This is a genomic window from Actinoallomurus iriomotensis, from assembly GCF_030269445.1.
GTDB classification, from domain to species: Bacteria; Actinomycetota; Actinomycetes; order Streptosporangiales; family Streptosporangiaceae; genus Actinoallomurus; species Actinoallomurus iriomotensis.
The window spans coordinates 270522-296754 of the sequence record NZ_BSTJ01000002.1; the positions used below are offsets into that span (position 1 = coordinate 270522).

Below are 26233 nucleotides of genomic sequence, written 5' to 3' on the forward strand. Positions count from 1 at the left end.
TCTCAGATCTGGACGCACACGTTGACGGGCTCGGAGAAGAAGTCGAGGGAGTACTCCCCGCCCTCGCGCCCGATGCCGGAGGCCTTGACCCCGCCGAACGGGGTCCGCAGGTCACGGAGGTTCCAGCAGTTGACCCAGACGATCCCGGCCTCGACGCGCGGCGCGACCCGGTGCGCGCGCGACAGGTCCCGGGTCCACACGGTCGCGGCCAGCCCGTACGGGCCGGCGTTGGCCAGCCGCAGCGCCTCCTCCTCGGTGTCGAACGGTGCGACATGGCATACCGGCCCGAAGATCTCCTCGCGGACGGTCCGGGCGGTCTCCGGCAGCCCGGTCAGCACGGTCGGTTCCACGTGGAAGCCGCCGTCGCGGCGGTCGCCGAACCGCGGGACGCCGCCGCCCGCGACGACCGTGGCGCCCTCCTCACGGGCCAGCCGGTAGTACGAGAGCACCTTGTCGCGGTGCTCCGCCGAGATCATCGGGCCGTAGCCGTCCAGCGTGCGGGCGCGCTCGGCCAGCGCCGCGACGAACTCGTCGAAGACCGGACGCTGGACGTACACCCGTTCGGTGCACAGGCAGATCTGGCCGGAGTGGGTGAACGAGGAGCGTGCCGTGCCCTCCACGGCCGCCGCCAGGTCCGCGTCGGCGAACACCAGCGCCGGGTTCTTTCCGCCCAGCTCGAACGAGACCGGCGTGACGTGGTCGGCGGCGTCGCGCATGATGGCCGCGCCGGTCGCGGACTCTCCGGTGAACGCGATCGCGTCCACGCCGGGGTGGCCGGTGAGGAACTCCCCCGCCGCGCCCGCGCCGTGCCCGTGCACCAGGTTGAACGCGCCGCCGGGCAGCCCGGCCTCGTCGATCACCGAGGCGAGCAGGGTGGCGGTGGACGGGGTCTCCTCCGACGGCTTGGCCACCACCGCGTTGCCCGCCGCGAGCGCGGGAGCGACCTTCCAGGTCAGCAGGAGCAGCGGCAGGTTCCACGGAGAGATGATCGCCACGACGCCGAGGGGGCGGCGGACGGTGTAGTTGAGCGCCTGCCCGCCCGCCCCGGCGCTCCAGCCGGGGATCTGCGTGGTGTACGCCCGCTCGGGCCGCCCGTACAGCAGGTCGGCGTAGGCGCGGAAGTTGCCGATCGCGCGCGGGATGTCGATGGTCGCGGCCAGTTCGCGGGGCTTGCCGGTGTCACCGGCCTCGGCGTCGACGAACTCCTCGAACCGCGCCTCGATCCCGTCGGCGATCCGGCGCAGCGCGGCGGCCCGCTCGGTGTCGGCGGCCGCGCCCCAGGCGCCTTCCAGCGCCCCGCGCGCCGCCCGTACGGCCGAGTCGACCGTCTCCCGGGTGGCCTCGGGAGCCTGCCCGCACTCGGTCCCGTCGACCGGGTCGACCAGCGGGAACCACGTCCCGCCGGGCTCGTCCGTGAGGAAGGTCCCGCCGACGTAGTGGGCCGGCTTCATGAGGCTGCCTCCTTTTTCGTCATCCCGTGCATCTTCATTCGGATGCGCTATAACTGTCCAATACCTATGTATTCGATAGGTATTTCATTTCGGATATATCAGCGCGGGATCGAACGGAAGCGGAACCGACCGTCCGCGACCTCGACCCGCCCCCAGCCGAAGTGCGCCGGCATGAGGATCGCCCCATGCCGCGCCGTCCAGTCCAGGAGCCCGCGCCTGGCCCTGGCCGACGCCACGCGGTCCACGCAGAATCGCGAGCAGGTCAGGGGATGCGCGAACTGGTGCGGGTGATGGATCAGGTCGCCGGAGAGCACGGCGGTCTCCCGCCTCCCCCGTACGATCACGGCCGAGGAGCCGGGGGTGTGCCCCGGCACGGCACGGACCTCGATCCGGTCGCCGATCCGGAAGCCGTCCCCGACCGCCTCCAGCCGTCCCCGCTCGATCAGGGGCAGGACACTGTCGGCGTACGAGCCGTACAGGAAGCCGGGGTCGCGGCCGTGTCCCTCGCGCGCCCAGTCCAGTTCGTCCCCCGAGGCCAGGTACCTCGCCTCGGGGAAGGTCGGGATCCAGGACTCGCCGTCCCAGGCGGTGTTCCAGCCGACGTGATCCGCGTGCAGGTGGGTGAGGTGGACGGCGCCGACGTCGGCGAGGGCGCGGCCGGCCCGCGCCAGCGCGGCGGGCAGCGCGCCGTCCGACCGCCGGTCCCAGCCGGGGCGGGGCCGGATTTTGCCGTCGCCCACACCGGTGTCGACCAGCACGGTCTCGGCGTCGGTGGTGATCAGGTAGCCGCCGAACGTCAGGTCGAGACTCCGGCCCGGACCTTGGTCGCCGCCACCGGGGACCAGCAGATCGTCCGGGGCGAACTCCATGCTCGGAATGTCCGCCAGCCAGGCGACCTCGATCCCGCCGAGGTCCAGGCTCGGCACGGGCACCGCCGCGCTCACCCGGCCGCCCCGTCGGCGACCGCGGCCTCCGCCGCCGCAGGGGTGGCGACCCGGCGCCGGCGCGCCTCCGCCGTCTCCCGCAGTGCCGCCAGGCAGGCGAACGAGACCACGCACACCACCACGATGTACCCGGCGATCGGGAGCCCCGAGCCGGTGCGGATCAGCAGCGAGGTGGCGACGATCGGCGCCATACCGGCTCCGAAGACGTTGGAGATCGCGTAGGAGATGTTGACCGCCGAGTACCGCACGCCGGTCGGGAACAGCTCGGCGAGCAGCGTCGCGAGCGTCCCGTACGCGGCGCTGAACGGGATCGAGACCAGCAGGTACCCGGCCAGCATCGGGCCGAACGAACCGGTGTCCACCAGCAGCAGCCAGGGGAACGCGGTCAGCGCCATGCCGACCACTCCGCCGGCGAAGACCGGCTTGCGGCCGATCCGGTCCGACAACGCGCCGAAGTAGAGCAGGCAGGGCAGCACCACGGCCATCGAGATCAGCGTCAGGCCCAGCATCGTCCCGCGGCTCACCCCGACGTGGCCGGTGCCGTAGCTGAGGCCGAAGACGATCGTGGCGTAGAACATCGTGCCGGGTGCGAACCCGGCGGCGGCGCACAGCAGGATCGGCGCCCATGACCTCTTGGCGGCCTCGACCGCCGGCCGCCGGGCCGCACCGCGCTCCTCCTTCACCTCGCGGAACTCCGGGGTCTCCTCGACCCGGAGGCGGATAAGGAAGCCGACCGCGACGAGCAACGCGCTGAGCAGGAACGGAACCCGCCAGCCCCAATCCTCGACGGCGCCCGCGGGCAGCAGCTGGGTCAGGAGGAACACCAGGTTCGACAGGGCGAGCCCCACCGGTACGCCGACCTGCACCCAGCTGCCGAAGAAGCCGCGGCGGGCGGGGTTGGAGTGCTCGACGGCCATCAGGACGGCGCCGCCGTACTCCCCGCCGAGCGCGATGCCCTGCACGAAGCGGACCGTCACCAGCAGGATCGGTGCCCAGATGCCGACCTGCGCGTACGTCGGCAGGAGCCCGATGACGAACGTACAGGCGCCCATCAGGGTCAGCGTGACGACAAGCACGGACTTGCGTCCCCTGCGGTCACCGAGGTGCCCGAACAGCACGCCGCCGATCGGCCGTGCCACGAACCCGACCACGAACGTCGAGAACGCCAGCAACGTGCCGACCACGGGAGCGAAGTCGGGGAAGAACTGCTTGTTGAAGACCAGCGCCGCCGCGGTGCTGTAGATGAAGAAGTCGTACCACTCGATGGCGGTGCCGACGAAGCTCGCCGCGACCGCCCGGTTCCGTGGTCTGGTGTCGATGCCCACGCGCGTCCTCCCAGTTGACAGCCCTCGGCGCTGTGGCCGAAACCCTAGAAGGAGCGGACATATCGCACTAATAGCGTTTGTCCGCCGCGGTATGGCCATCCGGGTATGGCGCGCCGGGGCGACCGCACAACGCATAACCACCGCGTAATCGCCGCGCGCGGCCCTATCACCTTCTTGTGATATCAAGTGGCCATGCGTGCGATCGACCTGCTCAACGGACGGCTCAAGCTGCGGCACCTGGTCCTGGTGGTGGCGATCGCCGACCAGGGAAGCGTGCTGCGGGCCGCCGAACACCTGCGGCTGGCCCAGCCGGCGGTCACCCGGAGCCTACGCGAGGTGGAGAGCATCCTGGCCGTGGAGCTGTTCACTCGCGGGCCGCGCGGGATGACGCCGACGCTGTTCGGCGAGGCGTTCGTCGAGCACGCCCGGTCGGTGCTGGCGGAGCTGCGCCGCGCCGGTGAGCGGATCACCGGGCTGGCCGACGGCGCGGTCGGCACCGTCACCATCGGCACCCTGCTGGCCGGTTCCAACGTGCTCTTGCCGCGCGCGATCGCGGCGCTCAAGCGGGACCGGCCGGGCATCACCGTGATCGTCCAGGAGGCCACGTTCGACGTGCTGGTCCCGCGGCTGATGGACGGCGAGGTCGACCTGGTCGTGAGCCGGCTCAACCCGATCGACGACATTCCCGAGCTGTGTCAGGTCGACCTGTACAGCGAGCCCGTGCGACTGGTGGCGCGGGCGGGGCACCCGGCGCGAAGCCGGCCGGACCTGCGGCTGGCCGACCTGCTGGACTATCCGTGGGTGCTGCCGCTCCAGCGCACGGCGCTGCGGCAGGAGCTGGAGCAGGTGTTCCGGGACCGTGGCCTGCCGCTGCCCGCCGACCTGGTCGAGTGCACCTCGATCCTGACCGTGCGGAGCCTCGTCCAGGACACCGACACGATCGCCGCGCTGCCCGAACTGGTGGCCACCGCCGGGGGCGGGATCGCGCCGCTGCCGGTGCCGCTGGACCAGGTACGGCGCCGGGTCGGTGTGACCATGCCGGCCCGCCGCCCGCCGACGCCCTCGGCCCGGCTGATGCTCGGCCACCTGCGGGAGCAGGCGGCCGAGCTGTCGGCGCGGCTCTCCTCGGACGGAGCGGGCCGAGCGTCAGACGGAGCGGACCAGGCCGAGCAGGGCCCGGCTCGCCGCTGACCGCGGGTCGGCCAGATCCAGAACGACGTCGAAGTGGTCGCGCTCCGGTACGACCAGCAGCTCGGCGGCCTCGCCCCAGTGCCGGTGGAAGCGGCGGGACTGCTCCAGGAAGCCGGTGCCGTCGTGCTCGGCCACCGCGATCACGGCGGGGAACCGCCGCCCGGCCGGCAGCAGCTCCGGGCTGAGCGCCGCCGCACGCTCCACGTCCAGATGCAGCCACTCATTGGCGTAGACGCGCTGGATCGGGCGGATGTCGAACAGGCCGCTGAACGGCATCACGGCCTTGACCACGTCGGCGGGCAGCCCGAGCCCCTCCTGCCAGCCGCCGACCATGGTCATCCCGGTCAGGTGACCGCCGGCCGAACTGCCGCCGACCACGATCCGGTCCGGGTCCAGCCCGTGCTCGCGGCCGTCGCGGTACACCCAGGCGACCGCGGCCCGCACCTGCCGGACGATCTCCTCCAGGGTGGCCTTGGGGGCGAGCGTGTAGTCGGGGACGACGGTGGCCACACCCGCGCCGTCCAGCATCCGGGCCATGAAGGCCGAGTCGTGGCGCGACAGCGCCCGCCAGTAGCCGCCGTGCACGAACACGAACACCGGGCGGAGCCGCCCGTCCTCGATCCCCCACACGTCCAGCGCCTCGCCGCTCGCCTCGTCGTAGACGAGGCCGGGCCGCCCCGGCAGACCGTCCACCGCCGCCTCCGACATCGAGCGGTAGCGGGCCATGTGGCGGGCGAACAGTTCCTCGCCCGCCTTGGCGCTCACGTTGTAGGCGACGTCGAGCTCGGCGTCGGTGAGGTCGTGACCAGGCCATTCGTGCAGATCCATGCGCGCATGATGCCAGCACGCGACCTCGAGCGGCTCCCCCATCCCCTGTCACGGGGGTGTGGCGGGCGTCGTCCGTACGGTCATGCCGGCGACGGTGGGGGCCGCGAGAACGGTGCCGCTGCACGCCCGGACCAGGACGGGCCGCTCACCCGTGCCGCTCGGGCGGGGGCGCACGCCGCACCCGTTCGAGGCGCCTCATCCCCCGTCGTCGTGGTCGGCGGGCCGCAGCGGCCGTAGCCTCGCCCAGAGCAGGAAGACCAGCCCGAGGACCAGCATGGCGATGCCCAGCCAGAGGTTGATCCGGATGCCGTCGGCCTTGGCGAGTTCCGCGGCGGAGTCCAGCAGTCCCGTGACGACCTCGATCGCGCCGTAGACGAGGAACAGGCCGCTGATCAGGTACCGGAGGTCGAACAGCCGCCGCGAGCGGTTGGCCGAGCCGGTGCCGGATTGTTCGGACATCGAAGCACCCTTCCGAGGTCTACTTGACGAACAGCACGACGATCGAGAGCACGAGCGCGATGCCGAGTGCGCCGGAGCCCAGCAGGGGCTCGGACTCCCACCAGTGCCGGCGCGGCTCGCGCGCCTCCACCAGGCCGCCCTCCGACGGCAGCCGCCACACCAGGCCGGCGAGTTCGCGGTCCGGCTTCGGCCGGGTCACCGCGGTCACGGCGACGGTCACCACCACGTCGACCACGAAGGCCACGATCGCGCCGTAGAAGTTCGCCATCTGCGCGTTGATGGTGGCGTGCGTCGGGTCGAGATGCCCGCCCGGATAGAAGTATCCGATGTGGAAGGCCGCGAAGTGCATGGCGGCCGCCGCGGCGGTGCCCGCGACCAGGCCCCAGAAACCGGCCCACGGCGTCGTGCGCTTCCAGAACAGGCCGAGCACGAACGTGGCGAACAGCGGCGAGTTGAAGAACGAGAACAGCAACTGGATGTAGTTCATGATGTTGCCGTAGCCGGACGCGATGAACGCCGTGCCCACGCTGATGAGGATGCCGACCACGGTGGCGATCCGGCCGACGTTCAGGTAGTAGCGGTCGGACCGGTCCCGGGCGACGTACGGCTTCCAGATGTCGTACGTGAAGACGGTGTTGAAGCCGCTGGCGTTGGCCGCCATGCCGGCCATGAACGCCGCGAGCAGGCCGGTGAGCGCGATGCCGAGCACGCCGTTCGGCAACAGCCGGCCCATCAGCGCCGGGATCGCGTCGTTGTAGTCGGGGCCGCCCTCGCCGCCGAAGTGCGGGATCGTGACCAGCGCGATCATGCCGGGGACGATCGTCAGGAGCGGGAAGAAGATCTTCGGGAAGGCGCCGATGAGCGGCGTACGGCGCGCGGCGGACATGTCCTTGGCGGACAGCGCCCGCTGGACCTCCGCGAAGTTGGTCGTCCAGTATCCGAACGACAGGACGAAGCCCTCACCGAGGACCAGGCCGAGCCAGTCGCCGAGCGGGTTCTTCCAGTGCCCGACGCCGCTCTGCTGCCAGGTGTCGAGCAGCGTACGGTCGTGCACCCGGTCCACCAGGCCGCCGAACCCGCCGACCTGGTGCAGCCCGATCACGACGATCGGGATCAGCCCGGCCAGGATGACGAAGAACTGCAGGACCTCGGTGTAGATGGCGCCCGACAGACCACCCAGGGTGATGTACACGAGCACCAGCCCGGCCGACACGATGATCGCCAGCCAGAGCGGCCAGCCGAGCAGGCTCTTCACGACCAGCGCGAGGGCGTAGAGGTTGACCCCCGCGATCAGCACCTGGGCGACCGCGAACGTCAGCGCGTTGAAGAAGTGCGTCGGCGCGTTGAACCGCCGCCGCAGGTACTCCGGCACGCTGTGCACCTTGTTGCCGTAGTAGAACGGCATCATGAACAGGCCGAGGAACACCATCGCGGGGATCGCGCCGACCCAGTAGAAGTGCACGGCGGCGAAGCCGTACTGCGCCCCGTTGGCCGCGTTGCCCAGGATCTCCAGCGCGCCGAGGTTGGCGGAGATGAACGCCAGGCCGGTCACCCACGCGGGCAGGGATCTGCCGGACAGGAAGAAGTCCTCGCTGGTGGCGATAGCCCGTCTGGCGAGCAGGCCGATCGCCACGACGACGGCGAAGTAGATGGCGAGGATCGTGTAGTCCAGGCCGTTGACGTCCAGCGTTCCGGCGGCCGACACGTTCATTCGGCGATCACTTCTTCCTCCTCGGGGTCTCGCGGCGCCATCGGGGAGGTCACGACGAGGTCGGCGCGCTCACGCCCGGCCAGGATCGTGGCCGCGTTGCGCAGGTCCACCCGCCGAACCCACGCTCGGGCGGCCGGAGGGGACTTGCCGAAGCGGACGTGGCGGCGCACGAGCCGGTCGACGCGGGTCGCCTCGTCGGCGTCGACGAACCACACCTCGTCGAGCAGGTCGCGTACGGCGCGCCACGGCGGGTCGTCGAGCAGCAGGTAGTTGCCCTCGGTGATGATCAGCGGCGCGGAACGGGGAACCGGGATGCTCCCCGCGATCGGCTGCTCGAGGTCGCGTTCGAACGCGGGGGCGTACACCACCTCGTCGGTGTTCTCGCGCAGGCGCCGCAGCAGCGCGACGTAGCCGGCGGCGTCGAAGGTGTCCGGCGCCCCCTTGCGGTCGCGGCGGCCGAGCCGGTCGAGTTCGACGTCGGCGAGGTGGAAACCGTCCATCGGCACGTACGCCGCCGCCGCGCCGAGCCGCTCGCGCAGCGCCTCGGCCATCGTCGTCTTCCCGGCACCCGGTGGCCCGGTGATGCCGAGCAGGGCGCGCCCTCCGGGCGGGGCGAGCGTGCGGGCCCGGCGAACGAGGGACTCTTGCGCCATGGGGGGGGACGCCTCCGGGGGTCAGCGGCGGTTCATCCGGGCGGCGGTGAGCTGTTCGGTGACGAACGCGCGAGCGTGCCGCGCGAGGTCCGCCCCGTCGTCCCACAGGTTCCGCCAGATCGCGAGGTTGTTGGACAGGCCCTCCGCGACGACGGCGGAGGAGAAGCTCTCGAACGTGATGGGCCCCTGGTAGCCGATCGCCGCGAGGGCGCGGAAGAACCGGGGGAAGTCGATCGTCCCGGAGCCCAGGTAGCCGCGGTGGCTCTCGCCGACGTGGACGTAGCCGAGCCGCTCGGCGCACTCGTGCACCGGGCGGGCGAGGTCGCCCTCCTCGATGTTCATGTGGTACGTGTCCAGGTGGACCACCACGCCGTCGGCGCCGATGTCGTCGATGAGGTCGAGGGCCTGCCGGGCGGTGTTGACGACGTTGCTCTCGTACCGGTTCACGACCTCGAGCCCCAGCGTGACGCCGGCGGCCTCGGCGGCGAGGTCGCGCAGGACCGCCACGCAGTTCGCCCGCCCGCGGGCGGTGACCGGGCGGGGGTACTTGCCGAGCGCGCTGTACAGCGCCCCGCCGAAGTAACGGCCGCCCAGCTCGCGGGTCAGCCGTACCGACTCGGCGAGCTGGACGGCGCCACGCCCGACGGTCCGCGGGTCGTCGCTGGAGATGTCGGCGTCGAAGTCGAGCCCGCGCGAGCAGGCGACGTCCAGGCCGGCCGCGGCGAGGGCGGCGCGCGTGTCCGCGACGTCCATGACGCCGGGGTCGTGCAGGGACAGCTCGATCAGGTCGAACCCGGCCTCGCGCGACCGTTCGACCGCGCCGCGCAGCGGTTCGGGCGACAGTTCTCCGACCCACACCAGTGAGTGCACGCCCAGAGGGTTCACGGTCACCTCCTTGGCTCCTGCCACGCGAAGCTAGTCCGACTTATGCGTAATCGACAAGCAAAAGTGGATGTGATGCTGCGCATATTCGCCTGATGAGAACGCATAAGGCGGTTTATGCTCTCCCCGTACGGGCGGACGGACGCCCGGGGAGGTCGTGGAAGGGAGCGCCGTGGCACAGGTCGCCGCAGGCGGTCCGACGGGGCCGGGAGCGCTCCTCGAACTGATCCGTTCGGGGCGGGCCACCACGCGCGCGCAGATCATGGCGCACACCGGGCTCTCCCGGTCGACCGTCGCGCAGCGGCTCGACGCGCTCACCCGCGCCCGGTACGTCGTCGAGTCCGCCGGCGGCGACTCGACGAGGGGACGCCCGGCCGGATCGTTCGAGGTGGACGCCGCCGCCGGAGTGCTGCTGGTGGCCGACATCGGCGGCAGCCACGTACGCACCGCGGTCACCGACCTCGTGGCCCGCCCGCTCGCCCGCCGCACCGTGAACCTCGACGTGGCGACCGGGCCGCGCCGGGTGCTGGGCACGGTCCGCCGTCACTTCGGCGCGCTGCTCGCCGAGTGCGGCCGCGACCGCGACGCGGTCCGTGGCGTCGCGCTGGGCGTGCCCGGCCCCGTGGAGTTCGGCAGCGGCACCGTGGTCAGTCCGCCGATCATGACCGGCTGGGACGACTACCGCGTGCCGGAGTTCTTCGCCGGAGAGTTCGCCGGCCCGGTGCTCGTCGACAACGACGCCAACCTCATGGCCCTCGGCGAACACCGCGCCTGCCATCCCGGCGAGCAGGACCTGCTGCTCGTCAAGGCCGCGACCGGCGTGGGGGCGGGCCTCATGCTCGGCGGCCGCATCCACCGCGGCGCGCTCGGCGCGGCCGGCGACATCGGCCACATCCCCGCGATCGAGTCCGGCCGCACCGGCGACCCGCCGCTGTGCCGCTGCGGCAACAGCGGATGCGTCGAGGCGTACGCCTCCGGCTGGGCGCTGGTCCGCGACCTGCGTGAGCTGGGCCGCGAGGCCGCGTCGGTGCGCGACGTCGTGCGCCTGGCCCGGGCCCGGGATCCCGAGGTACGGCGGCTGGTCCGCCGCTCAGGCCGGATCATCGGCCACGCCGTCGCCGACGTGGCCAGCCTGATCAACCCCCACGTGATCGCCGTCGCCGGCCCGCTCGTCGACGCGGACGAGTCGTTCCTCGCGACGGTCCGCGAGGTGGTCTACCGGCAGTCGTCACCGCTGGTGACGCGCGACCTGTCCATCGTGCGCACCGGCCTGGGCGAGGAGGCGGGCATCGTCGGTGCGGGCCATCTGCTGGGCGACGCCGTCTTCGCCCCGGCCGCGGTCGACCGGACCCTCGGCTGGACCTGATCAGTCGAACTTCACGTACGGGGTGACGTTGCCGGTCATGTTCGGGGTCAGCGATCCCACCTCGCCAGAGCAGCCGGCCGAACGGTAGTAGTGCGCGGTGCTGTTGGTGACGTTGACCGCGTAGAAGGGGGGCCGATTGCCCCGCAGGACGTAGCAGCGGCCGGACACCGGATTCGCGATCGAAGCGGACTGTACGCCGCTGCCGTCCGGGCTCCAGTAGAAACCTCCGGTGGCGGCCACGGCGCCGGTGGGCAGCAGAGTGGCGGCGCCCGCCGTGGCCGCGACGGCAAGAGTCCTGAGCTTCACGTCGGATCCCTTCAACCCGCACCAAAGAGCCGATGGCTCTCCTGTCACCCACCGGTGTACGTGTTCGGGGGCCCGGCGAGCAGCGGAACCGGCCGGGGATCACCCGGATTTCAACGGCCGTTGGCCCGGCCTTGCACGCACGGGCGGCGTCACTTGTACCAGACCGCGACGCCGCCGTGGTGGGAGCACGTGCCCTGGTGGTGCTGGGAGTACGAGAAGGTGCCGTCTTTGCATCTCGCGGTGGCACCGGACGGATGAGAGGGCGCCTTCGGCACGGACGCACGATGCGTGGGCCGCCGGCGGACGACGGGGCGACGCGTCACCGGGCGATGCGTCACCCGATGCGTCCTTCTCGGCGGTGAGCTCGGCGCCGTCCTCGATGGCGGATCCGACGGCGTCACCATCGACGGCACGGGGTCCGGCGAGCTTTCCGCCGAAGCCGAGTCCCCCGGCCACGCGGACGGCACCGGTCCGCTCGCGTCCTGTGGTGACTTACACCCCGTCAACAACAGCACACCCGCCATACACGCGGCGAGCAGCATGATCAAGGATCGGCGCATAAGATCTCCCGTCGTTGGTGCCTGTGTGACGCGAGTTGCGTCGACGCGGATGACGGGAGCGGCGGGCTGTGACCGGTGCCGGACATAGGGGGAAACATCCTGCTTGCCCGGGGGGATGAGCATGGCGCCCGCGCGCGGGGCGGCCGTTCCAGGGCACCGCCTTTACGTAGTAAGTCCGGCGCTCAGGACGATCAGGAGTGGCCGATGACCGGGTGGGGCCGGTAGGGCGCCTCCAGCCGCGCGATCTCCTCTTCGGTCAGGGTGACCTCCAGGGCCGCGACGGCGTCGTCCACATGGTGCGGCTTCGTGGCGCCGACGACCGGTGCCACCACGCCGGGCCGGCCGAAGAGCCACGCGAGGGACACCTGGGCCGGAGCGAGGCCGCGTTCGCCGGCGATCGCCCGTACGACGTCGACGACCTCAAAGTCGGTCTCGTCGTGCCTCGACTCGGCGAGCGGGTCGCTGCCGGCGCGTACCGTGACGGGCCTGCCGTCCCGAGCGCGGTTTCCGGCCAGTACGCCGCGCGCGAGCGGGCTGTAAGGGATCACTCCGACCCCCTGGTCGCGGCAGAGCGGGATCATCTCCCGCTCCTCTTCTCGGTAGATGAGGTTGTAGTGGTTCTGCATGGACACGAATCGCGTCCAGCCCGCCGCCCGCGCGGTGTACTGCGCCTTGGCGAACTCCCAGGCGTACATGCTGGACGCCCCGATGTACCGGGCCTTTCCGGCCTTCACGATGTCGTGCAGGGCCTCCATCGTCTCCTCGACCGGCGTCTCACGGTCCAGGCGGTGGATCTGGTACAGGTCGACGTGGTCCGTGCCGAGGCGACGCAGCGACGCGTCGATGGCGGCCATGACGTGCTTGCGCGACAGCCCGCCGTCGCCCGGCCCGGAACCGGTCGGGTAATAGACCTTCGTGGCGAGCACATAGTCGTCGCGGCGCGGGAACAGCCGGGCGAGCAACCGTCCGGTGATCTCCTCGCTCATGCCGCCCGAGTACATGTCGGCGGTGTCGAAGAAGGTCACCCCCGCCTCGACCGCCTGCTCGACGATCGGCTCGGCGGCCTCCTCTTCCAGGTGCCACTTCCGGGTGGCCGTGTCGCCGAAGGTCATCATGCCCAGGCAGACCCGTGACACTTTCAGACCCGACGCACCGAGCCGGACGTACCTCATGGAGACTCCTTCCGTGCCGGTTCCTGGTGGAGCGCGACACCGGCCGTGATCAGCGCGATGCCGGCAAGGTCCTCGATGGTGGGGCGCTGGGCCAGCACCACCAGGCCGATGACGGTCGCGGTCGCCGGCAGGATGCTGAGCATGAGCGCGAATGTCGCCCGGCGCAGGCGGGCCATCGCGAGCTGGTCGGTGACATAGGGGATGACCGAGGAGCACACGCCGACGCCGATGCCCGCCGGCAACCAGGACGGGTGCGCGAAGGCACGGGTCGCGCCGCCGAGGCCGTACGGCGTCACCGCGATGGCGGCGACCAGCATGGCGGCACCGAGCTGGTCGATCCCGTTCAGGCCCGCCCCGGTGTTGGCGATGCGATGGCCGAGGATGACGTACACCACGAACAACGCGCAGTTCGCGAGGGCGAACGCGAACCCCAGCGGCGCGTCGACGAACCTGATCTCGGCGAGCATGGCGACCCCGCCGACGGCGAGCGCGAGAGCGAGCAGGTTACGGCCGTTCCGCACACCGACCGCGGCCAGCAGCACCGTGCCGAGGAACTCGATCGCCCCGACGGTCGACAGCGGAATCCGCGCGCAGGCCAGATAGAACACCGTGTTCATCGCCGCCAGCACCACGCCCAGTGCGACGAGAACGCCGAGTCGCGCGGGCCGCATCCGCCCGACCAGCCGCCACGGGCGCCGCCAGACGGCGAAGACGACCGCCGCGCCGGCGATCCGGAGCCACGCGACCCCGAGCACGCCGACGTGGGCGAACAGCAGGACGGCGAACGAGGGCCCGAGGTAGTGGAAGATCGCGCTCACACCGAAGTACGCCTGCGGGGGCACGCGGTCACGGAGGCGCGACGGCCCGAGAACCGGTGTGGTGATGGACGACTTCACCGGAGTAGCGTGACAAGCCTGGACGCGAACCTGAATGGCTCTTTGAAGGCGGGAGACGCGGATTGCCGTTGAATTCACGCCGTAACGGCCGTGACGCCTATGATCCCGGCATGATCGACGGGGTCAACGCGCGGCTCCTCTCCGAGCTGCACGCCGACCCCCGCCTGTCGATGTCCGAGCTCGCCCGCCGGGTCGGAATGTCCGCGCCCGCGGTCACCGAACGCGTACAGCGCCTCGAACGCGCGGGCGTCATCACCGGCTTCCACATGGACGTCGCGCCTGAGGCCCTCGGGATGGCCGTCACCGCGCTCGTACGCGTCCGGCCGGGTCCGGGCCAGCTGCCCAAGGTCGCCGAGGCCGCCCTCCGCACCCCGCAGGTGGTCGAGTGCCATCGGATCACGGGAGAGGACTGCTTCTTCCTGAAGGTCCACGCACCGTCGATCGCCGAGCTGGAGGAGGTCATCGACCGCTTCCTCATCCACGGGCAGACGACGACCTCGATCGTCGTCTCCACGCCGGTCCCTCCTCGCCCGCTCCCCATTCCGGACCCGGACAAGAGTTGAGGCGAAGCCTCCTCTGGGAGTACCAGAGCGGCCAGACCCGGGTTCAACGGCCGACGCCGACGTAGGCCATGGCGTAGTGACAACGGTTTCACTTCGTGGCCGCGACCTCCGGGCTCCAGGACTGCCGACCACGACTCTCCGTGAACGTCTCCCCAGCAAACGAGCCTGGTAGAGGCCGGATGTAACGGATCAGCAACATGACGGCAATGGGCTATTGACGCCAGGGCGGCCCAAACTGCAACCATGCTCTGACAACGGTTTCAGTAGAGGAGCGATGTGGCCACCATCCATGACGTCGCGGCGCGCGCCGGGGTCTCTCCAGCGACGGTCTCGCGGTTCCTGCGCGGACAGCGGGTTCGGTCGCCCGAGGCGATTCAGGCGGCCGTGGACGAACTGGGCTACTGGCCGAGCGCCGCCGCGCAATCCCTGAAGTCCGGGCGGACCCGGACCATCGGGGCGGTGGTTCCGGACATCACGAATCCCTACTTCGCCGCAGTGGTCAAGGGGATGGAGTCCGTCGCCCGCCGCCAGCGCTACCGGATCCTGCTCGCCAACAGCGAAGAGAGCAGCGAGCAGGAGGACGAGGTGATCGCGGACATGGTCCGGCAGGTGGACGGCGTGATCCTCGCGCCGGCCACTGAGCAGGACCAGACCCCGATGCACGTCCGGGACGCCGACGTGCCGATGGTCTTCATCGACCGCGATCTCGCCGATGGTGAGCAGTTCGATGCCGTGCTCGTCAACAATTACGACGGTGCCCGGCAGGCCGCCGCGCATCTGCTGGGGCTCGGGCATCGGCGCATCGCCGCCATCAGCGGGAACCAGGACACGACCCCGGGCCGCTGCCGCCGCGATGGCTTCGTGGAGACGCTGGCCACCGGGGGCGTCGACATCCGGCCTGACCATGACCTGATCGGTGATTTTCGGGAGGCGAGCGGCTACCAGCTCACCATGGTGCTGCTGTCACTGCCCGAACCCCCGACGGCCATATTCACCGCGAACAACCTCATGACCCTGGGCGCCCTCAAAGCACTGAACGACATGCGGGTGGACATTCCCGCCCAGATAAGCCTGATCGGTTTCGACGACCTCGACACGGGCCCGCTGCTCCGCCCTCCGCTGACGGTGATCGACCGGCCGATGGTGGAACAAGGCGTCCTCGCCATGCGGCTGCTCCTGCGCCGCTTCGACGAGCAGTACGCCGATGACATCCCTCGCCGGATCGTCCTGGACACCAAGCTCGTTGAACGGGCCTCGACCGCCCCACCACAAGAGGAGACCGAATTGCCCGGACGCCGAACAGGAAGGACTCGATCGCTGTGACCGTCACTCCAACGATTCCGGCCGACTCCGGATTGGCTGAGATCACCTCGACGGCCGGGTCGCTCCGCGGCTTCCTGCATGGGTTGCCGGGTGTTGATCAGGTGGGTGCGGAGGAGCGTGCCGCGCGTTTGGCGACGCGGTCGATCAAGAAGTCGGCGAAGGCGGAGGCGATTGATCTGGCCGTTTCGATGGTGGATCTGACCACGCTGGAGGGTGCTGACACGCCGGGTAAGGTCCGCGCGTTGTGCGCGAAGGGCATGCATCCGGATCCGGGTGACGCGAGCGTGCCGATGGTGGCGGCGATTTGTGTCTATTCCGATCTGGTGGCCGAGGCCGTGCGTGCTTTGGCGGGTAGTGGTGTCGGTGTGGCGAGTGTCGCCACGAGCTTCCCGTCCGGGCGGGCGCCGTTGGAGGCCAAGCTCGCCGACACGCGTCGCGCGGTCGAGGACGGTGCGGGAGAGATCGACATGGTGATCGATCGGGGCGCGTTCCTCGCGGGTGATTACGCGAAGGTCTTTGAGGAGATCGTCGCGGTCAAGGCCGCGTGTGGTCAGGCGCACCTGAAGGTGATCCTGGAGACCGGTGAGCTGGTCACCTACGACAATGTGCGCCGAGCCTCGTGGCTGGCGATGATGGCCGGGGCGGACTTCATCAAGACCTCCACGGGCAAGGTGAGTCCGGCGGCGACGTTGCCGGTGACGCTGGTGATGTTGGAGGCGGTGCGGGATTTCCGGGCGCGTACGGGCCGTCAGGTGGGGGTCAAGCCCGCCGGTGGGATCCGGACCACCAAGGATGCGATCAAGTATCTGGTGCTGGTCAACGAGACCGCCGGGCCGGATTGGCTGACGCCGGCCTGGTTCCGGATCGGGGCGTCTTCGCTTTTGAATGATTTGTTGATGCAGCGCCGTAAGCTCACGACCGGCGTGTACGCGGGTCCCGACTACTTCACCTTGGACTGAGCCGATGTTCGAGTACGCGCCCGCGCCCGAGTCCCGCGACATCGTCGACATCAAACCCGCCTACGGGCTGTTCATCGACGGTGCGTTCACCGACGCGAACAACCACTTCAAGACGGTCAACCCGGCGAGTGAGGAGGTCCTCGCCGAGATTTCTGAGGCGGACTCCGCCGATGTCGACCGGGCCGTCGCCGCCGCCCGCAAAGCCTACGAGAATGTCTGGTCCAAGCTGCCGGCGGCCGAGCGGGCGAAGTACCTGTTCCGGATCGCGCGGATCATCCAGGAGCGCTCGCGGGAGCTGGCGGTGCTGGAGTCGATCGACAACGGCAAACCGATCCGCGAGTCCCGCGATGTGGACCTGCCGCTGGTGGCGGCGCATTTCTTCTACTACGCGGGCTGGGCTGACAAGCTGGAGTACGCCGTGGCCGACCCGCGGCCGCTGGGCGTGGCCGGGCAGGTCATCCCGTGGAACTTCCCGCTGCTCATGCTGGCCTGGAAGATCGCGCCGGCGTTGGCGTGCGGGAACACGGTGGTCCTCAAACCCGCCGAGACCACCCCGCTGACCGCGCTGGCGTTCGCCGAGATCTGCCGCCAGGCCGACCTGCCGCCCGGCGTGGTCAACATCGTCACCGGCGCCGGGGAGACCGGCCGGGCGCTGGTCGAACATCCGGGTATCGACAAGGTCGCGTTCACCGGCTCGACCGAGGTCGGCCGCCAGATCGCCCGGGCTGTGGCCGGCACGGGTAAGCGGCTGACGCTGGAGCTCGGCGGCAAGGCCGCCAACATCGTCTTCGACGACGCCCCCCTGGATCAGGCGGTCGAGGGCATCGTCAACGGGATCTTCTTCAACCAGGGCCACGTCTGCTGCGCCGGGTCGCGGCTGCTGGTGCAGGAGTCGGTGGCCGAGGAGTTGCTGGATCGCCTGAAGACGCGGATGGCGACGTTGCGGGTGGGTGATCCGCTGGACAAGAACACCGACGTCGGTGCGATCAACTCCGCCGCGCAGCTGGCGAAGATCCGTGAACTGTCCCAGGCCGGAGACAACGAGGGGGCGGTCCGCTGGTCGCCGCCGTGTGAGCTGCCCGACCGGGGGTTCTGGTTCGCGCCGACGGTCTTCACCGGGGTGGCGCAGTCGCATCGGATCGCGCGGGAGGAGATCTTCGGGCCGGTGTTGTCGGTGCTGACGTTCCGCACCCCCCAAGAAGCGGTTGAGAAGGCCAACAACACCCCCTACGGGCTGTCGGCGGGCGTGTGGACCGAGAAGGGGTCCCGGATCCTGTGGATGGCCCAACGGCTGCGCGCCGGGGTGGTGTGGGCGAACACCTTCAACAAGTTCGACCCAGCCTCACCGTTCGGCGGCTACAAGGAGTCCGGCTTCGGCCGTGAGGGCGGACGACACGGACTGGAGGCCTACCTGCGATGACCGAGCGGCTGAGTGTGCGCAAAACCTACAAGCTGTTCATCGGGGGTGCCTTCCCCCGATCCGAATCCGGCAGGTCCTACGCCGTGAACGACGCCAAGGGCACCTTCCTCGCCAACGCCGCCCGCGCCTCCCGCAAAGACGTCCGCGACGCCGTCGTCGCCGCCCGCAAGGCCCAACCCGGCTGGGCGGCCCGCACCCCGTACAACCGCGGGCAGATCCTCTACCGCATCGCCGAGATGCTCGAGGGACGCCGCGACCAGTTCACCGACGAACTACGCGGCAGCGGCCTGACCAAGACCGCCGCACGCACCGAGGTCGACGCGGCCATCGACCGGTGGGTCTGGTACGCCGGATGGGCCGACAAAATCGCCCAGGTCACCGGCACCGCCAACCCCGTCGCCGGCCCGTACTTCAACTTCTCCACCCCCGAACCGACCGGCGTCATCGGCATCCTCGCACCCGACGGCCCCCTCCTCGGCCTCGTATCCGTACTCGCCCCGGCCATCCTCACCGGCAACACCACCATCGTCATCGCATCCGAACCCGCGCCACTCCCCGCCATCACCCTCGCCGAAGTCCTCGCCACCTCCGACCTCCCCGGCGGCGTCGTCAACATCCTCACCGGCCACCGCACCGAACTCGCCCCCTGGATCGCCTCACACATGGACATCAACGGACTCGACCTCACCGGCGCGGACGAGGACCTCGCCACCGACTGCGAACAGGCCGCCGCGGAGAACCTCAAACGCGTCCTGTCGCCCACAACGAACGACCGGGCCACCGACCCCGGCATCGCACGAATGACCGCATTCCTGGAGACCAAGACCGTCTGGCACCCCGTCGGGATCTGACCCGGCCCACCCCTTCATAACAAGCCCCAGGGACACGGCGAGCGCCGTGACCCCAGCCCAGTCATCCCTGAAACAGCATCCCTGGAACAGGAGGACCGCCATGGAACCGAGCGGTGTACTCGTCGTCGGCAGCATCACCGCGGACGTCACGGCGTTCAGTCAACGGCTCCCGAACCGCGGGGAGACGGTGCTCGGCGACGACTTCACCCTGGTTCTCGGCGGAAAAGGAGCCAACCAGGCCGTCGCCGCGGCCCGCGCCGGCGCGCCGACGTGGATGGCCGCGTGTGTGGGACAGGACCCGTTCCGCGAGATCGTCCTGTCGGGTCTGCGCTCCCACGGCGTGGAGCTGAGCGAGGTCCGTACGGTCGAGGGCCGTACCGGCGTGGCACACATCCGCGTCGACGCCTCCGGCGAGAACGACATCGTCATCACTCCCCTGGCCAACGCCGACCTCAGCACCGAGATGGTGGACGAGAGCATCCAGGCCACCCAGGGCTCGGTCGGCGTGCTACTCCTCCAGCTCGAGGTCCGGGCCGAGGTCACCTGCCATGCCGCGAAGGCCGGCGCGGCGGCCGGGCTGACGGTCGTACTCGACCCGGCTCCGGCGCAGCCGCTGCCGGAGGACGTCTGGCGGTACGTCGACATCGTCACGCCGAACGAGAGCGAGGCCCAGGCGCTGACCGGCGTGGAGGTCGACGGCCCCGACTCCGCCGTACGGGCGGGAGCCTGGTTCCTCGAACGCGGCGTACGACACGCGGTCATCACCCTCGGCTCGGCCGGCGTCGTGTCCGTCATGGCGGGGAGAACCCGCCACTTCCCGGCGTTCCCTGTCACCCCGGTCGACACCACCGCGGCGGGCGACGCCTTCACCGGCTGCCTCGGCGCCGGCATCGCCGCCGGCATGCCCGTCGACCTCGCCATCCAGCGCGGCACTGCCGCCGGCGCCCTGGCCACCACGCGCCCCGGCGCCAGCCCGTCCCTTCCGGACCGGCAGGCCGTCGACGCACTCATCACCACTCTGGAAGGAGCCATTCAGTGAGGCGCAACGGCGGAACCCTCAACGGCCAGCTCGCCCGGGTGATCTCCGAGACGGGCCACACCGACCGGCTCGTCGTCACCGACGCGGGCCTGCCCATCCCGTCCGACGTCGAGCGCGTCGACCTGGCTCTCCGCGAGAACCTGCCGCACTTCCTCGACGTCCTGGACGTCGTACTGGACGAACTCGCGGTCGAGGCGGTGCTGCTCTCCGAGGAGATCAAGCAGGCCAGCCCCGAGATGCTCGCGCAGGTCGAGAAGCGCTTCGAGCGCCTGGGCGTGGCGCTCGAGTTCGTCCCGCACACCGAGTTCAAGCGGGCCACCGGTGCCGCTCGCGCCGCCGTACGGTCCGGCGAGTTCACCCCGTACGCGAACGTGCTGCTCACCGCGGGCGTCGTGTACTGACCGGGAGACTGACATGCGCATTGAACTGGCCGACGTGCACAAGTCCTTCGGGGACAACCATGTGCTGCGCGGCGTCGGTTTTCAGATCGCCCCGGGCGAGGTCCTCGCCATGGCCGGAGAGAACGGCGCCGGCAAGTCCACGATCACGCGGATCATCTCCGGCGCCCACCAGCCCGACGCCGGGCGGATTCTGGTCGACGGCACACCCGTCGTGCTCAAGGACCCGCAGGCCGCGATGGCGCTCGGCATCGAGGTCATCTACCAGGAGTTCCAGCAGAACCTCTTCCCGCACCTCAGCGTGGCGGAGAACATGTACGTCCTGGACCGGGAACGCCGGTTCGGTCGCATGCTCGTCGCCAAGCGGCGAATGATCGAGGCCGCCGAGGCAGCGCTCCAGAAGCTCGACGTGCACCTCGACGTACGCCGGCCGGTCTCCAGCCTCAACGTCGCCGAGCGCCAGATGGTCGAGATCGCCAAGGCCATGACGCACGAGCCGTCCCTGTTGATCCTGGACGAGCCCACCGCAGCGCTGGACGAGCGCGAGTCGGAACGGCTGTTCACGCAGGTACGGCGGCTCAGGGACGCCGGCGTGTCGGTGATCTACATCAGCCACCGGATGGATGAGGTGTTCGACCTCGCCGACCGGATCGTGGTCCTGCGCGACGGGCGGGTGACGCTCGACGAGGCGGTGGAGAACCTCGAAACCCGGCAGGTCGTCACGGCGATGGTCGGCGAGGGCGTGGACGACTTCTACCCCAAGGACCGCAACGCCACCGATCAGGTCGTGCTGGAGACGAAAGGCGTGGCCGGTTCGGACTTCCACGACATCGACGTCCAGGTCCGCGCCGGCGAGGTGCTCGGCATCGGCGGCGTCGTGGGGTGCGGGCGCAGCACCCTGCTCCGGGCGCTGTTCGGACTCGATCCGATGACCGGCGGATCGGTGACCATCGACGGCTCCCCCGTCCGCGTACGGAATCCGCGCGAGGCGATCGAGAGCCGCATCGCCTACCTGTCGCCGGACCGGCAGGCCGAGGGGCTGTGCACCGCGCTGTCGGTGGAGGCGAACGTGTCGCTCGCCTCACTGCATCGCTTCACCGGCGTGAGCGGGGTCGTACGCAGGGCCGGCGAACGCACCGAGACCGGCGCCGTCATGACCGACCTGCGGGTACGGGCCGCGTCGCCCGCCATGGCCGTCGGCTCGCTGTCGGGCGGAAACCAGCAGAAGGCCCTGTTCGCCAAGTGGGTGATGGCCGGTCCCCGGGTCCTCCTCATGGACGAGCCCACCCGCGGTGTCGACGTCGGAGCCAAGACCGAGATCTACCGCATCATCAACAAGCTCACCGCCGATGGTGTCGCCGTCGTACTGGTCAGCTCCGACCTGCCGGAACTCGTGGCGATGTCCGACCGCGTAGTGGTGATGCGCGAAGGCCGGATCGTCACGGAGCTGACCGGCGACCGTGTCAACGAGCAGTCCATCCTCGAGCACGCCCTGGTAGGTGCCGCATGAACCTCAAGACCCTCGCGAACCGGCTGCGTGCTCTGTGGATGCTGCTGCTCGTCGGAATCATCCTCAGCTTCGCCTCGCCGGTCTTCCTCACGAGCACGAACCTGCTCAACGTCGGTCTGGCCGCCTCCGTGGCGGCGCTGCTGGCGGTCGGGCAGACGTACGTCATCATCCTGGCCGAGATCGACCTGTCCGTCGGCGCGGCGCTCGGGTTCTCCGCGGTCGTGACGGCGCAAGTCCTGCGCTCCGACGGCCTCCTCCCGGCGCTCGCCGCCGGTGTCGCGGTCGGCGTCGCCGTCGGTCTGATCAACGGGCTGCTGGTCACCAAGGCCCGCATGCCCTCGTTCATCGCGACGCTCGCCACCATGTCGGTGCTCGGCGGCCTGAGCCTGCAGCTGACGTCCGGCAACCCGGTCGCGGTGACCGACTACACGTTCCAGGGCATCGGCCAGAACCGGCTGGCCGGCATCCCCGTCCCGGTACTGATCATGCTCGTCGTGTTCGCGGTGTTCGGTTTCGTGCTCGCGCGGACCCGCTACGGCCGCTTCGTGTACGCCACCGGCGACAACGCCGAGGCGGCACGGCTGTCCGGCATCCGCACCCAGCGGGTCAAGGTGCTCGCCTTCGTGATCAGCGGTGTTCTCGCGGCGCTGGCCGGGTTCATCCTCACCGCCCGGCTGTCCACCGCGGAGCCGACCGCGGGCACCGGCCTCGAACTCGAAGCCATCGCCGCGGTGATCATCGGTGGCACCAGCCTCGCCGGGGGCCGCGGCACGCTGGTCGGCACCCTCGTCGGCGCCCTCGTGCTGGGAGTCATCGACAACGGGATGAACCTGCTCGACGTGTCGCCGTTCCTCCAGGACGTCGTCAAAGGCCTGGTGATCTTGCTGGCCGTCTTCCTCGACCGCAACCTCGACGCCCTCCGCGGACTCGTGACCAGACGCAGCGGACCCGGCGACGCGGCACCCTCCTCGACCACACCCGAACTCGCCCGGCAGTGACCCCCATCGCAACGAACCAAGGAGCCCCCAACGATGCGTATCGCCCGTTCCGTCATCGCCCTCACCGCGGCGGCCGCGCTCTCCCTCACCGGCTGTAGCCGGGGCGGCGGCGGCTCGGCGGCCACCGGCGGCAAGGCCGCGTCCGGCAAGAAGGACGCGACCATGATCATGAGCACCCTGAACAACCCGTTCTTCGTCAGCGTGAAGAACGGCGCCCAGGCGCAGTCGTCCAAGCAGGGCCTCAAACTGGCCGTGCAGAACGCCGACAACTCCGACGCGACCGCCCTCAACCTGAGCACGACTGCCATCTCCAAGCAGGTCGGAGTCCTGATCCTCGACCCCGTCAGCAGCCAGTCCGCGACTTCCGCGGTGAACCAGGCGAACTCCTCGAACATCCCCGTGATGGCGTTCGACCGCAAGCCGTCCGGTGGAAAGCTCACCTGCTTCGTCGGCTACGACGCGGTCGAGGCGGGACGCAACGCCGCCGACGCGCTCGCCAAGTCCCTCGGCGGCAAGGGCAAGGTCGCGGAGATCCAGGGCATCCTCGGCACCAACGTCGCACAGGACCGGAGCAAGGGCTTCGAGGAGGAGATCGCCAAGTACAAGGGCATCACCGTCGTCGCCAAGCAGTCGGCCGGCTTCGACCGCGCCAAAGCGCTCAACGTGATGACCAACGTCCTGCAGGCGCACTCCGACATCGAGGGGGTCTACGCCGCCAACGACGAGATGGCGATGGGCGCGCTGTCCGCGCTCAAGGCCCGCAACCTCGCCGGCAAGGTCAAACTCGTCGGCAACGACGGCATCTCCGACGCGCTCGCCGCCATCGCCTCCGGCCAGATGGCGGCGACGAACGCCGAGTCGCCGTACGCGCTCGGCCAGAAGGTCAGCAGCCTCGCGAGCGACATCCTCTCCGGGACGAAGGTCAACACCGAGGAGACGCTCCACGGGAAGCTGATCACCAAGGACAACGTCAAGGAGTACGCCAAGTACCTCGTGGGACTCGGCGACACCGCGGACGTCCCCTCGTCCCTGCGCTGACGCGGAGGGCCCGCTCAGCCCACCACGGCTGGCGGGCCCATGACGATCGCGCCGTGCTGGGCACCTGCGGCGTGCCTGCGCCGCCTACAGTCCGAGCGCGATCCGGTAGCGGTTGTAGATCGCGCGGTGGCCGGCGTCGTTCGGGTGGAACCCGTCGGTCGTGTACTCGCCGAACGCCGGGACGCCCGTCGGGTCGCGGTTCGGGTCGTGGTCGAACAGGTCGGTGAACGGGACGTACATGCCGTCGTGCCGGTGCGCCTGCTCCGCGATCAGCGCGTCGTAGTGCGCGATGCGCCGGCAGTCCGTCCACATGCCTCCGTCGCTCGGCATCCACGCCCCACCGACCACCAACAGCGCGTCCGGCGCGGCGGTGCGCACCTGGTCGAGCACGGCGGCGCAGTCGGAGTAGAAGGCGCCCCGCGCTCGGCACTGGCGGCCTCCGGCTGGAACGGGTAGGAATCGACCGATGAATACTCCGCGCGTTCCGCCGACAAAGGTCACGTATGAGACGCCGAAGGGCGGACTGGACCCGTTCGACGTCGATGAGGCCCGTACGCAGCACGTGGTGGAGGCACGCGGCTGGGGCTACGGCTGGGTGCCGGGAGACGAGCGGGTGGTACCCGGTTCCGTCTACGACGACATCCCGATGGGATACCGGTATCTCGCCATCGTGGAGAAGCTGGCGGTCGTGGTCGATGGGCGCGTTGTCCGCGAATGGCCGGTCACCGAGGCCAGTGACCACTCCTTCCGCAGATCCGTCGCCTACGATCGCGGAGCGGGCGTGGGCGAGGTCATGACCGAGGCCGCGATCGACCGCTACTGGAGCAACGACGCGCCATGGGCCCCTTGGACCCACCCTTACCGGGTTCAGACCCAGAACCTGCGCGACCTGGACGAACCGTGCATCATCGGCGGCCCTGACTACGAGGCCGCGATCGCTCTCGCCTGCGAGCTGAAAGTCGCCACGCCCGCGATGGTGAGCAGAGTGCTCTCCCACCAGTCCTGGCACTGACGCGTCGAGCCGTGTCCCAGGGTTCCTACGCCGGCGCCCGAGACGGGAAATACCGGGGCGGCGGCGCGGAGTTCTCCGGCGACGCCTGGCCGCCACGGTGAGGCGTCGTCATCCGGTGCCCACGCCCCATGTGCCAGAGGCGCCCCTGACGGGGTGGGACTGCCCTCGCACATCGGTAGTACGCGAGCGCGGAGGTCAGAGAAGGGCCCAGCGGCGCGCGTCCTTGGCGGTGACCGCGGATTCGGAGTGGTGGCGCGACGTGACGGTCCGGCTCTCTTCGGCGGAATCGGTGCTCATGTCTTCTCCAAGCCCCTTCTGCGTCTCCCGGCGTGGGTCCGATGCACCAAACCGTACGAACGCCGCGCGACCGGCGGAACCACTCGAGGCGGCCCGCGCGACCAGCGGCGACGAGGACTCGATGAGCGGGTAAACGTCGCGTCCGGCCCGTATGTCGAGCGGACGAGCGGTGGCCCGCCGGCGCCGACCGTACGCTCGATGAGCGACGAACGGTCGGGCGCGCGCGTCTACACTCGGCGTTCATGCTGCGCGTGCTTGCGGTCGAGGACGAGGCGCCCCAACTCGAAGAGCTGCTCTACCTGTTGCGTGCCGACCCCCGGGTGTCGCGGGCTGAGGGAGCCTCGGACTCCACCGAGGCCCTGCGCCGGATCGGGCTCGCCGTCGACGGCGGGCCCGACGGCGAGTCGGCGATCGACGTGATCTTCCTCGACATCAACATGCCCGGTCTCAGCGGACTGGACATGGCACGGCTGCTCAGCGGATTCGCCGCGCCTCCGCTCGTCGTCTTCGTGACCGCGCATGAGGACTTCGCCGTGCAGGCGTTCGATCTGGAGGCCGTCGACTACGTCCTCAAGCCGGTGCACAAGGCACGGCTCGCCGAGGCCGTACGCAGGGCGGTCGAGCAGGTCGCCGCCCGCGACGGCCGCGGCAAGGGCGGGGCCGCCACCGCTCAGCGTCTCATGCCGGCGGCCGGGGTCGGCGATCCCGACCACATCCCGGTCGAGCTGGGCGGCGTGACCCGCTTCATCCCCATCGACGACATCCTGTACGCCGAGGCCCACGGCGACTACGCCCGCCTCTACACCGGACGCGACGTCCACCTCGTACGCATCCCACTCTCCACGTTGGAGGAGCAGTGGCGCCCCCGCGGGTTCGTCCGTGTGCATCGCAGCCATCTGGTCGCGCTGGGCCGCATCGACGAGCTGCGCCTCGACCGCGGGAGCATGAGCATCCGCGTCGGCACGGCGGTGCTCTCGGTGAGCCGCCGGCACGCAGGCGAGCTGCGCGAACTCCTGCTCCGGCAGGCCAAGGGCGGTTGAGCCGGCGGCCGGCCCCGGGGCCACCGATCTCGGGCTGCCAC

The 26233-nt window shown here is 70.2% G+C and carries 27 protein-coding genes; 14 read left to right on the forward strand and 13 right to left on the reverse strand.

Annotation, left to right across the window (positions count from 1 at the left end; all coding sequences use genetic code 11):
• Positions 1–2 precede the first annotated feature (2 nt).
• The 3 genes from QSK37_RS10120 to QSK37_RS10130 form a co-directional block, all read right to left on the reverse strand.
• Positions 3–1451 (reverse strand): 2-hydroxymuconic semialdehyde dehydrogenase, encoded by a 1449-nt coding sequence (locus QSK37_RS10120; protein ID WP_285619263.1) that lies wholly within the window; start codon positions 1449–1451, stop codon positions 3–5.
• Between the two features lie 98 nt (positions 1452–1549).
• Complete coding sequence (locus tag QSK37_RS10125) at positions 1550–2395, reverse strand: MBL fold metallo-hydrolase (RefSeq protein ID WP_285619265.1); 846 nt, start codon at positions 2393–2395, stop codon at positions 1550–1552.
• The gene (locus tag QSK37_RS10130) at positions 2392–3720 is read right to left on the reverse strand and encodes an MFS transporter (RefSeq protein WP_285619267.1); all 1329 of its coding nucleotides are present in this window, start codon (positions 3718–3720) and stop codon (positions 2392–2394) included. The genes QSK37_RS10125 and QSK37_RS10130 overlap by 4 nt, the downstream gene beginning before the upstream one ends.
• Positions 3721–3912: 192 nt before the next feature.
• Between QSK37_RS10130 and QSK37_RS10135 the strand changes: the two genes are divergently transcribed.
• Complete coding sequence (locus tag QSK37_RS10135) at positions 3913–4911, forward strand: LysR substrate-binding domain-containing protein (protein ID WP_285619269.1); 999 nt, start codon at positions 3913–3915, stop codon at positions 4909–4911.
• Here QSK37_RS10135 and QSK37_RS10140 read toward each other — a convergent pair.
• The 5 genes from QSK37_RS10140 to QSK37_RS10160 all read right to left on the reverse strand — a co-directional run bounded on the left by QSK37_RS10140 (position 4867) and on the right by QSK37_RS10160 (position 9447).
• Complete coding sequence (locus tag QSK37_RS10140; protein WP_285619271.1) at positions 4867–5739, reverse strand: alpha/beta hydrolase; 873 nt, start codon at positions 5737–5739, stop codon at positions 4867–4869. The genes QSK37_RS10135 and QSK37_RS10140 overlap by 45 nt on opposite strands.
• 195 nt (positions 5740–5934) lie before the next feature.
• Positions 5935–6198, reverse strand: coding sequence for a hypothetical protein (locus tag QSK37_RS10145; protein WP_285619273.1), 264 nt, complete (start codon positions 6196–6198; stop codon positions 5935–5937).
• Between the two features lie 19 nt (positions 6199–6217).
• Positions 6218–7909 (reverse strand): sodium:solute symporter family protein, encoded by a 1692-nt coding sequence (locus QSK37_RS10150; RefSeq protein ID WP_285619274.1) that lies wholly within the window; start codon positions 7907–7909, stop codon positions 6218–6220.
• Positions 7906–8562 carry a nucleoside/nucleotide kinase family protein gene (locus QSK37_RS10155; RefSeq protein ID WP_285619275.1) on the reverse strand — a complete coding sequence of 219 codons (657 nt, stop codon included), beginning with the start codon at positions 8560–8562 and terminating at the stop codon, positions 7906–7908. Before QSK37_RS10155 ends, QSK37_RS10150 begins: the two co-directional genes overlap by 4 nt.
• A gap of 21 nt (positions 8563–8583) precedes the next feature.
• Entirely contained in the window at positions 8584–9447 is an 864-nt protein-coding gene (locus QSK37_RS10160; RefSeq protein WP_285619277.1) for a sugar phosphate isomerase/epimerase family protein, read from the reverse strand.
• Between the two features lie 169 nt (positions 9448–9616).
• Between QSK37_RS10160 and QSK37_RS10165 the strand changes: the two genes are divergently transcribed.
• On the forward strand, positions 9617–10810 hold the full coding sequence (locus QSK37_RS10165; protein ID WP_285619278.1) for an ROK family transcriptional regulator: 1194 nt from the start codon (positions 9617–9619) through the stop codon (positions 10808–10810).
• Here QSK37_RS10165 and QSK37_RS10170 read toward each other — a convergent pair whose 3' ends face one another.
• The 4 genes from QSK37_RS10170 to QSK37_RS10180 form a co-directional block, all read right to left on the reverse strand.
• Positions 10811–11116, reverse strand: a complete 306-nt coding sequence (locus tag QSK37_RS10170; RefSeq protein WP_285619279.1) for a hypothetical protein — start codon at positions 11114–11116, stop codon at positions 10811–10813. It abuts the gene before it with no gap.
• A 149-nt stretch (positions 11117–11265) separates the two neighbouring features.
• Positions 11266–11799: a DUF3761 domain-containing protein gene (locus QSK37_RS51670; protein WP_432705551.1), complete on the reverse strand. Its 534-nt coding sequence runs from the start codon at positions 11797–11799 to the stop codon at positions 11266–11268.
• 68 nt (positions 11800–11867) lie between these two features.
• Positions 11868–12848 (reverse strand): aldo/keto reductase, encoded by a 981-nt coding sequence (locus tag QSK37_RS10175; protein WP_285619280.1) that lies wholly within the window; start codon positions 12846–12848, stop codon positions 11868–11870.
• Positions 12845–13744: an EamA family transporter gene (locus QSK37_RS10180; protein WP_285619281.1), complete on the reverse strand. Its 900-nt coding sequence runs from the start codon at positions 13742–13744 to the stop codon at positions 12845–12847. Before QSK37_RS10180 ends, QSK37_RS10175 begins: the two co-directional genes overlap by 4 nt.
• Positions 13745–13854: 110 nt before the next feature.
• On the opposite strand from QSK37_RS10180, the gene QSK37_RS10185 reads away from it, so the two are divergent.
• The 10 genes from QSK37_RS10185 (at position 13855) to QSK37_RS10230 (ending at position 23843) form a co-directional block, all read left to right on the forward strand.
• Positions 13855–14307, forward strand: coding sequence for an Lrp/AsnC family transcriptional regulator (locus QSK37_RS10185; RefSeq protein WP_285619283.1), 453 nt, complete (start codon positions 13855–13857; stop codon positions 14305–14307).
• 276 nt (positions 14308–14583) lie between these two features.
• Positions 14584–15630 (forward strand): LacI family DNA-binding transcriptional regulator, encoded by a 1047-nt coding sequence (locus QSK37_RS10190; protein ID WP_285619284.1) that lies wholly within the window; start codon positions 14584–14586, stop codon positions 15628–15630.
• Positions 15631–15644: 14 nt separating this feature from the next.
• The gene (deoC, locus tag QSK37_RS10195) at positions 15645–16589 is read left to right on the forward strand and encodes a deoxyribose-phosphate aldolase (protein ID WP_432705560.1); all 945 of its coding nucleotides are present in this window, start codon (positions 15645–15647) and stop codon (positions 16587–16589) included.
• 4 nt (positions 16590–16593) lie between these two features.
• Positions 16594–18009 (forward strand): aldehyde dehydrogenase family protein, encoded by a 1416-nt coding sequence (locus tag QSK37_RS10200; RefSeq protein WP_285619286.1) that lies wholly within the window; start codon positions 16594–16596, stop codon positions 18007–18009.
• A complete protein-coding gene (locus QSK37_RS10205) occupies positions 18006–18860 on the forward strand; it encodes an aldehyde dehydrogenase family protein (protein ID WP_285619289.1) in 855 nt (284 codons plus the stop codon). Before QSK37_RS10200 ends, QSK37_RS10205 begins: the two co-directional genes overlap by 4 nt.
• Positions 18861–18960: 100 nt before the next feature.
• Positions 18961–19899 (forward strand): ribokinase, encoded by a 939-nt coding sequence (locus tag QSK37_RS10210; RefSeq protein WP_285619291.1) that lies wholly within the window; start codon positions 18961–18963, stop codon positions 19897–19899.
• Positions 19896–20300, forward strand: a complete 405-nt coding sequence (gene rbsD, locus QSK37_RS10215; RefSeq protein WP_285619293.1) for a D-ribose pyranase — start codon at positions 19896–19898, stop codon at positions 20298–20300. Before QSK37_RS10210 ends, rbsD begins: the two co-directional genes overlap by 4 nt.
• Positions 20301–20313: 13 nt before the next feature.
• Positions 20314–21807 (forward strand): sugar ABC transporter ATP-binding protein, encoded by a 1494-nt coding sequence (locus tag QSK37_RS10220; protein ID WP_285619295.1) that lies wholly within the window; start codon positions 20314–20316, stop codon positions 21805–21807.
• The gene (locus tag QSK37_RS10225) at positions 21804–22805 is read left to right on the forward strand and encodes an ABC transporter permease (protein WP_285619298.1); all 1002 of its coding nucleotides are present in this window, start codon (positions 21804–21806) and stop codon (positions 22803–22805) included. The genes QSK37_RS10220 and QSK37_RS10225 overlap by 4 nt, the downstream gene beginning before the upstream one ends.
• 33 nt (positions 22806–22838) lie before the next feature.
• Positions 22839–23843 (forward strand): substrate-binding domain-containing protein, encoded by a 1005-nt coding sequence (locus QSK37_RS10230; protein WP_285619299.1) that lies wholly within the window; start codon positions 22839–22841, stop codon positions 23841–23843.
• Between the two features lie 84 nt (positions 23844–23927).
• Here the strand turns inward: QSK37_RS10230 and QSK37_RS10235 are convergent, their stop codons facing one another.
• Positions 23928–24344 (reverse strand): SGNH/GDSL hydrolase family protein, encoded by a 417-nt coding sequence (locus QSK37_RS10235; RefSeq protein WP_285619300.1) that lies wholly within the window; start codon positions 24342–24344, stop codon positions 23928–23930.
• On the opposite strand from QSK37_RS10235, the gene QSK37_RS10240 reads away from it, so the two are divergent.
• Together QSK37_RS10240 and QSK37_RS10245 are read left to right on the forward strand one after the other, a co-directional pair.
• The gene (locus QSK37_RS10240) at positions 24310–24855 is read left to right on the forward strand and encodes a hypothetical protein (protein ID WP_285619301.1); all 546 of its coding nucleotides are present in this window, start codon (positions 24310–24312) and stop codon (positions 24853–24855) included. The two genes, QSK37_RS10235 and QSK37_RS10240, sit on opposite strands and share 35 nt — an antisense overlap.
• A 539-nt stretch (positions 24856–25394) precedes the next feature.
• Positions 25395–26192 carry a LytR/AlgR family response regulator transcription factor gene (locus QSK37_RS10245; RefSeq protein ID WP_285619302.1) on the forward strand — a complete coding sequence of 266 codons (798 nt, stop codon included), beginning with the start codon at positions 25395–25397 and terminating at the stop codon, positions 26190–26192.
• The last annotated feature ends 41 nt before the right edge of the window (positions 26193–26233 follow it).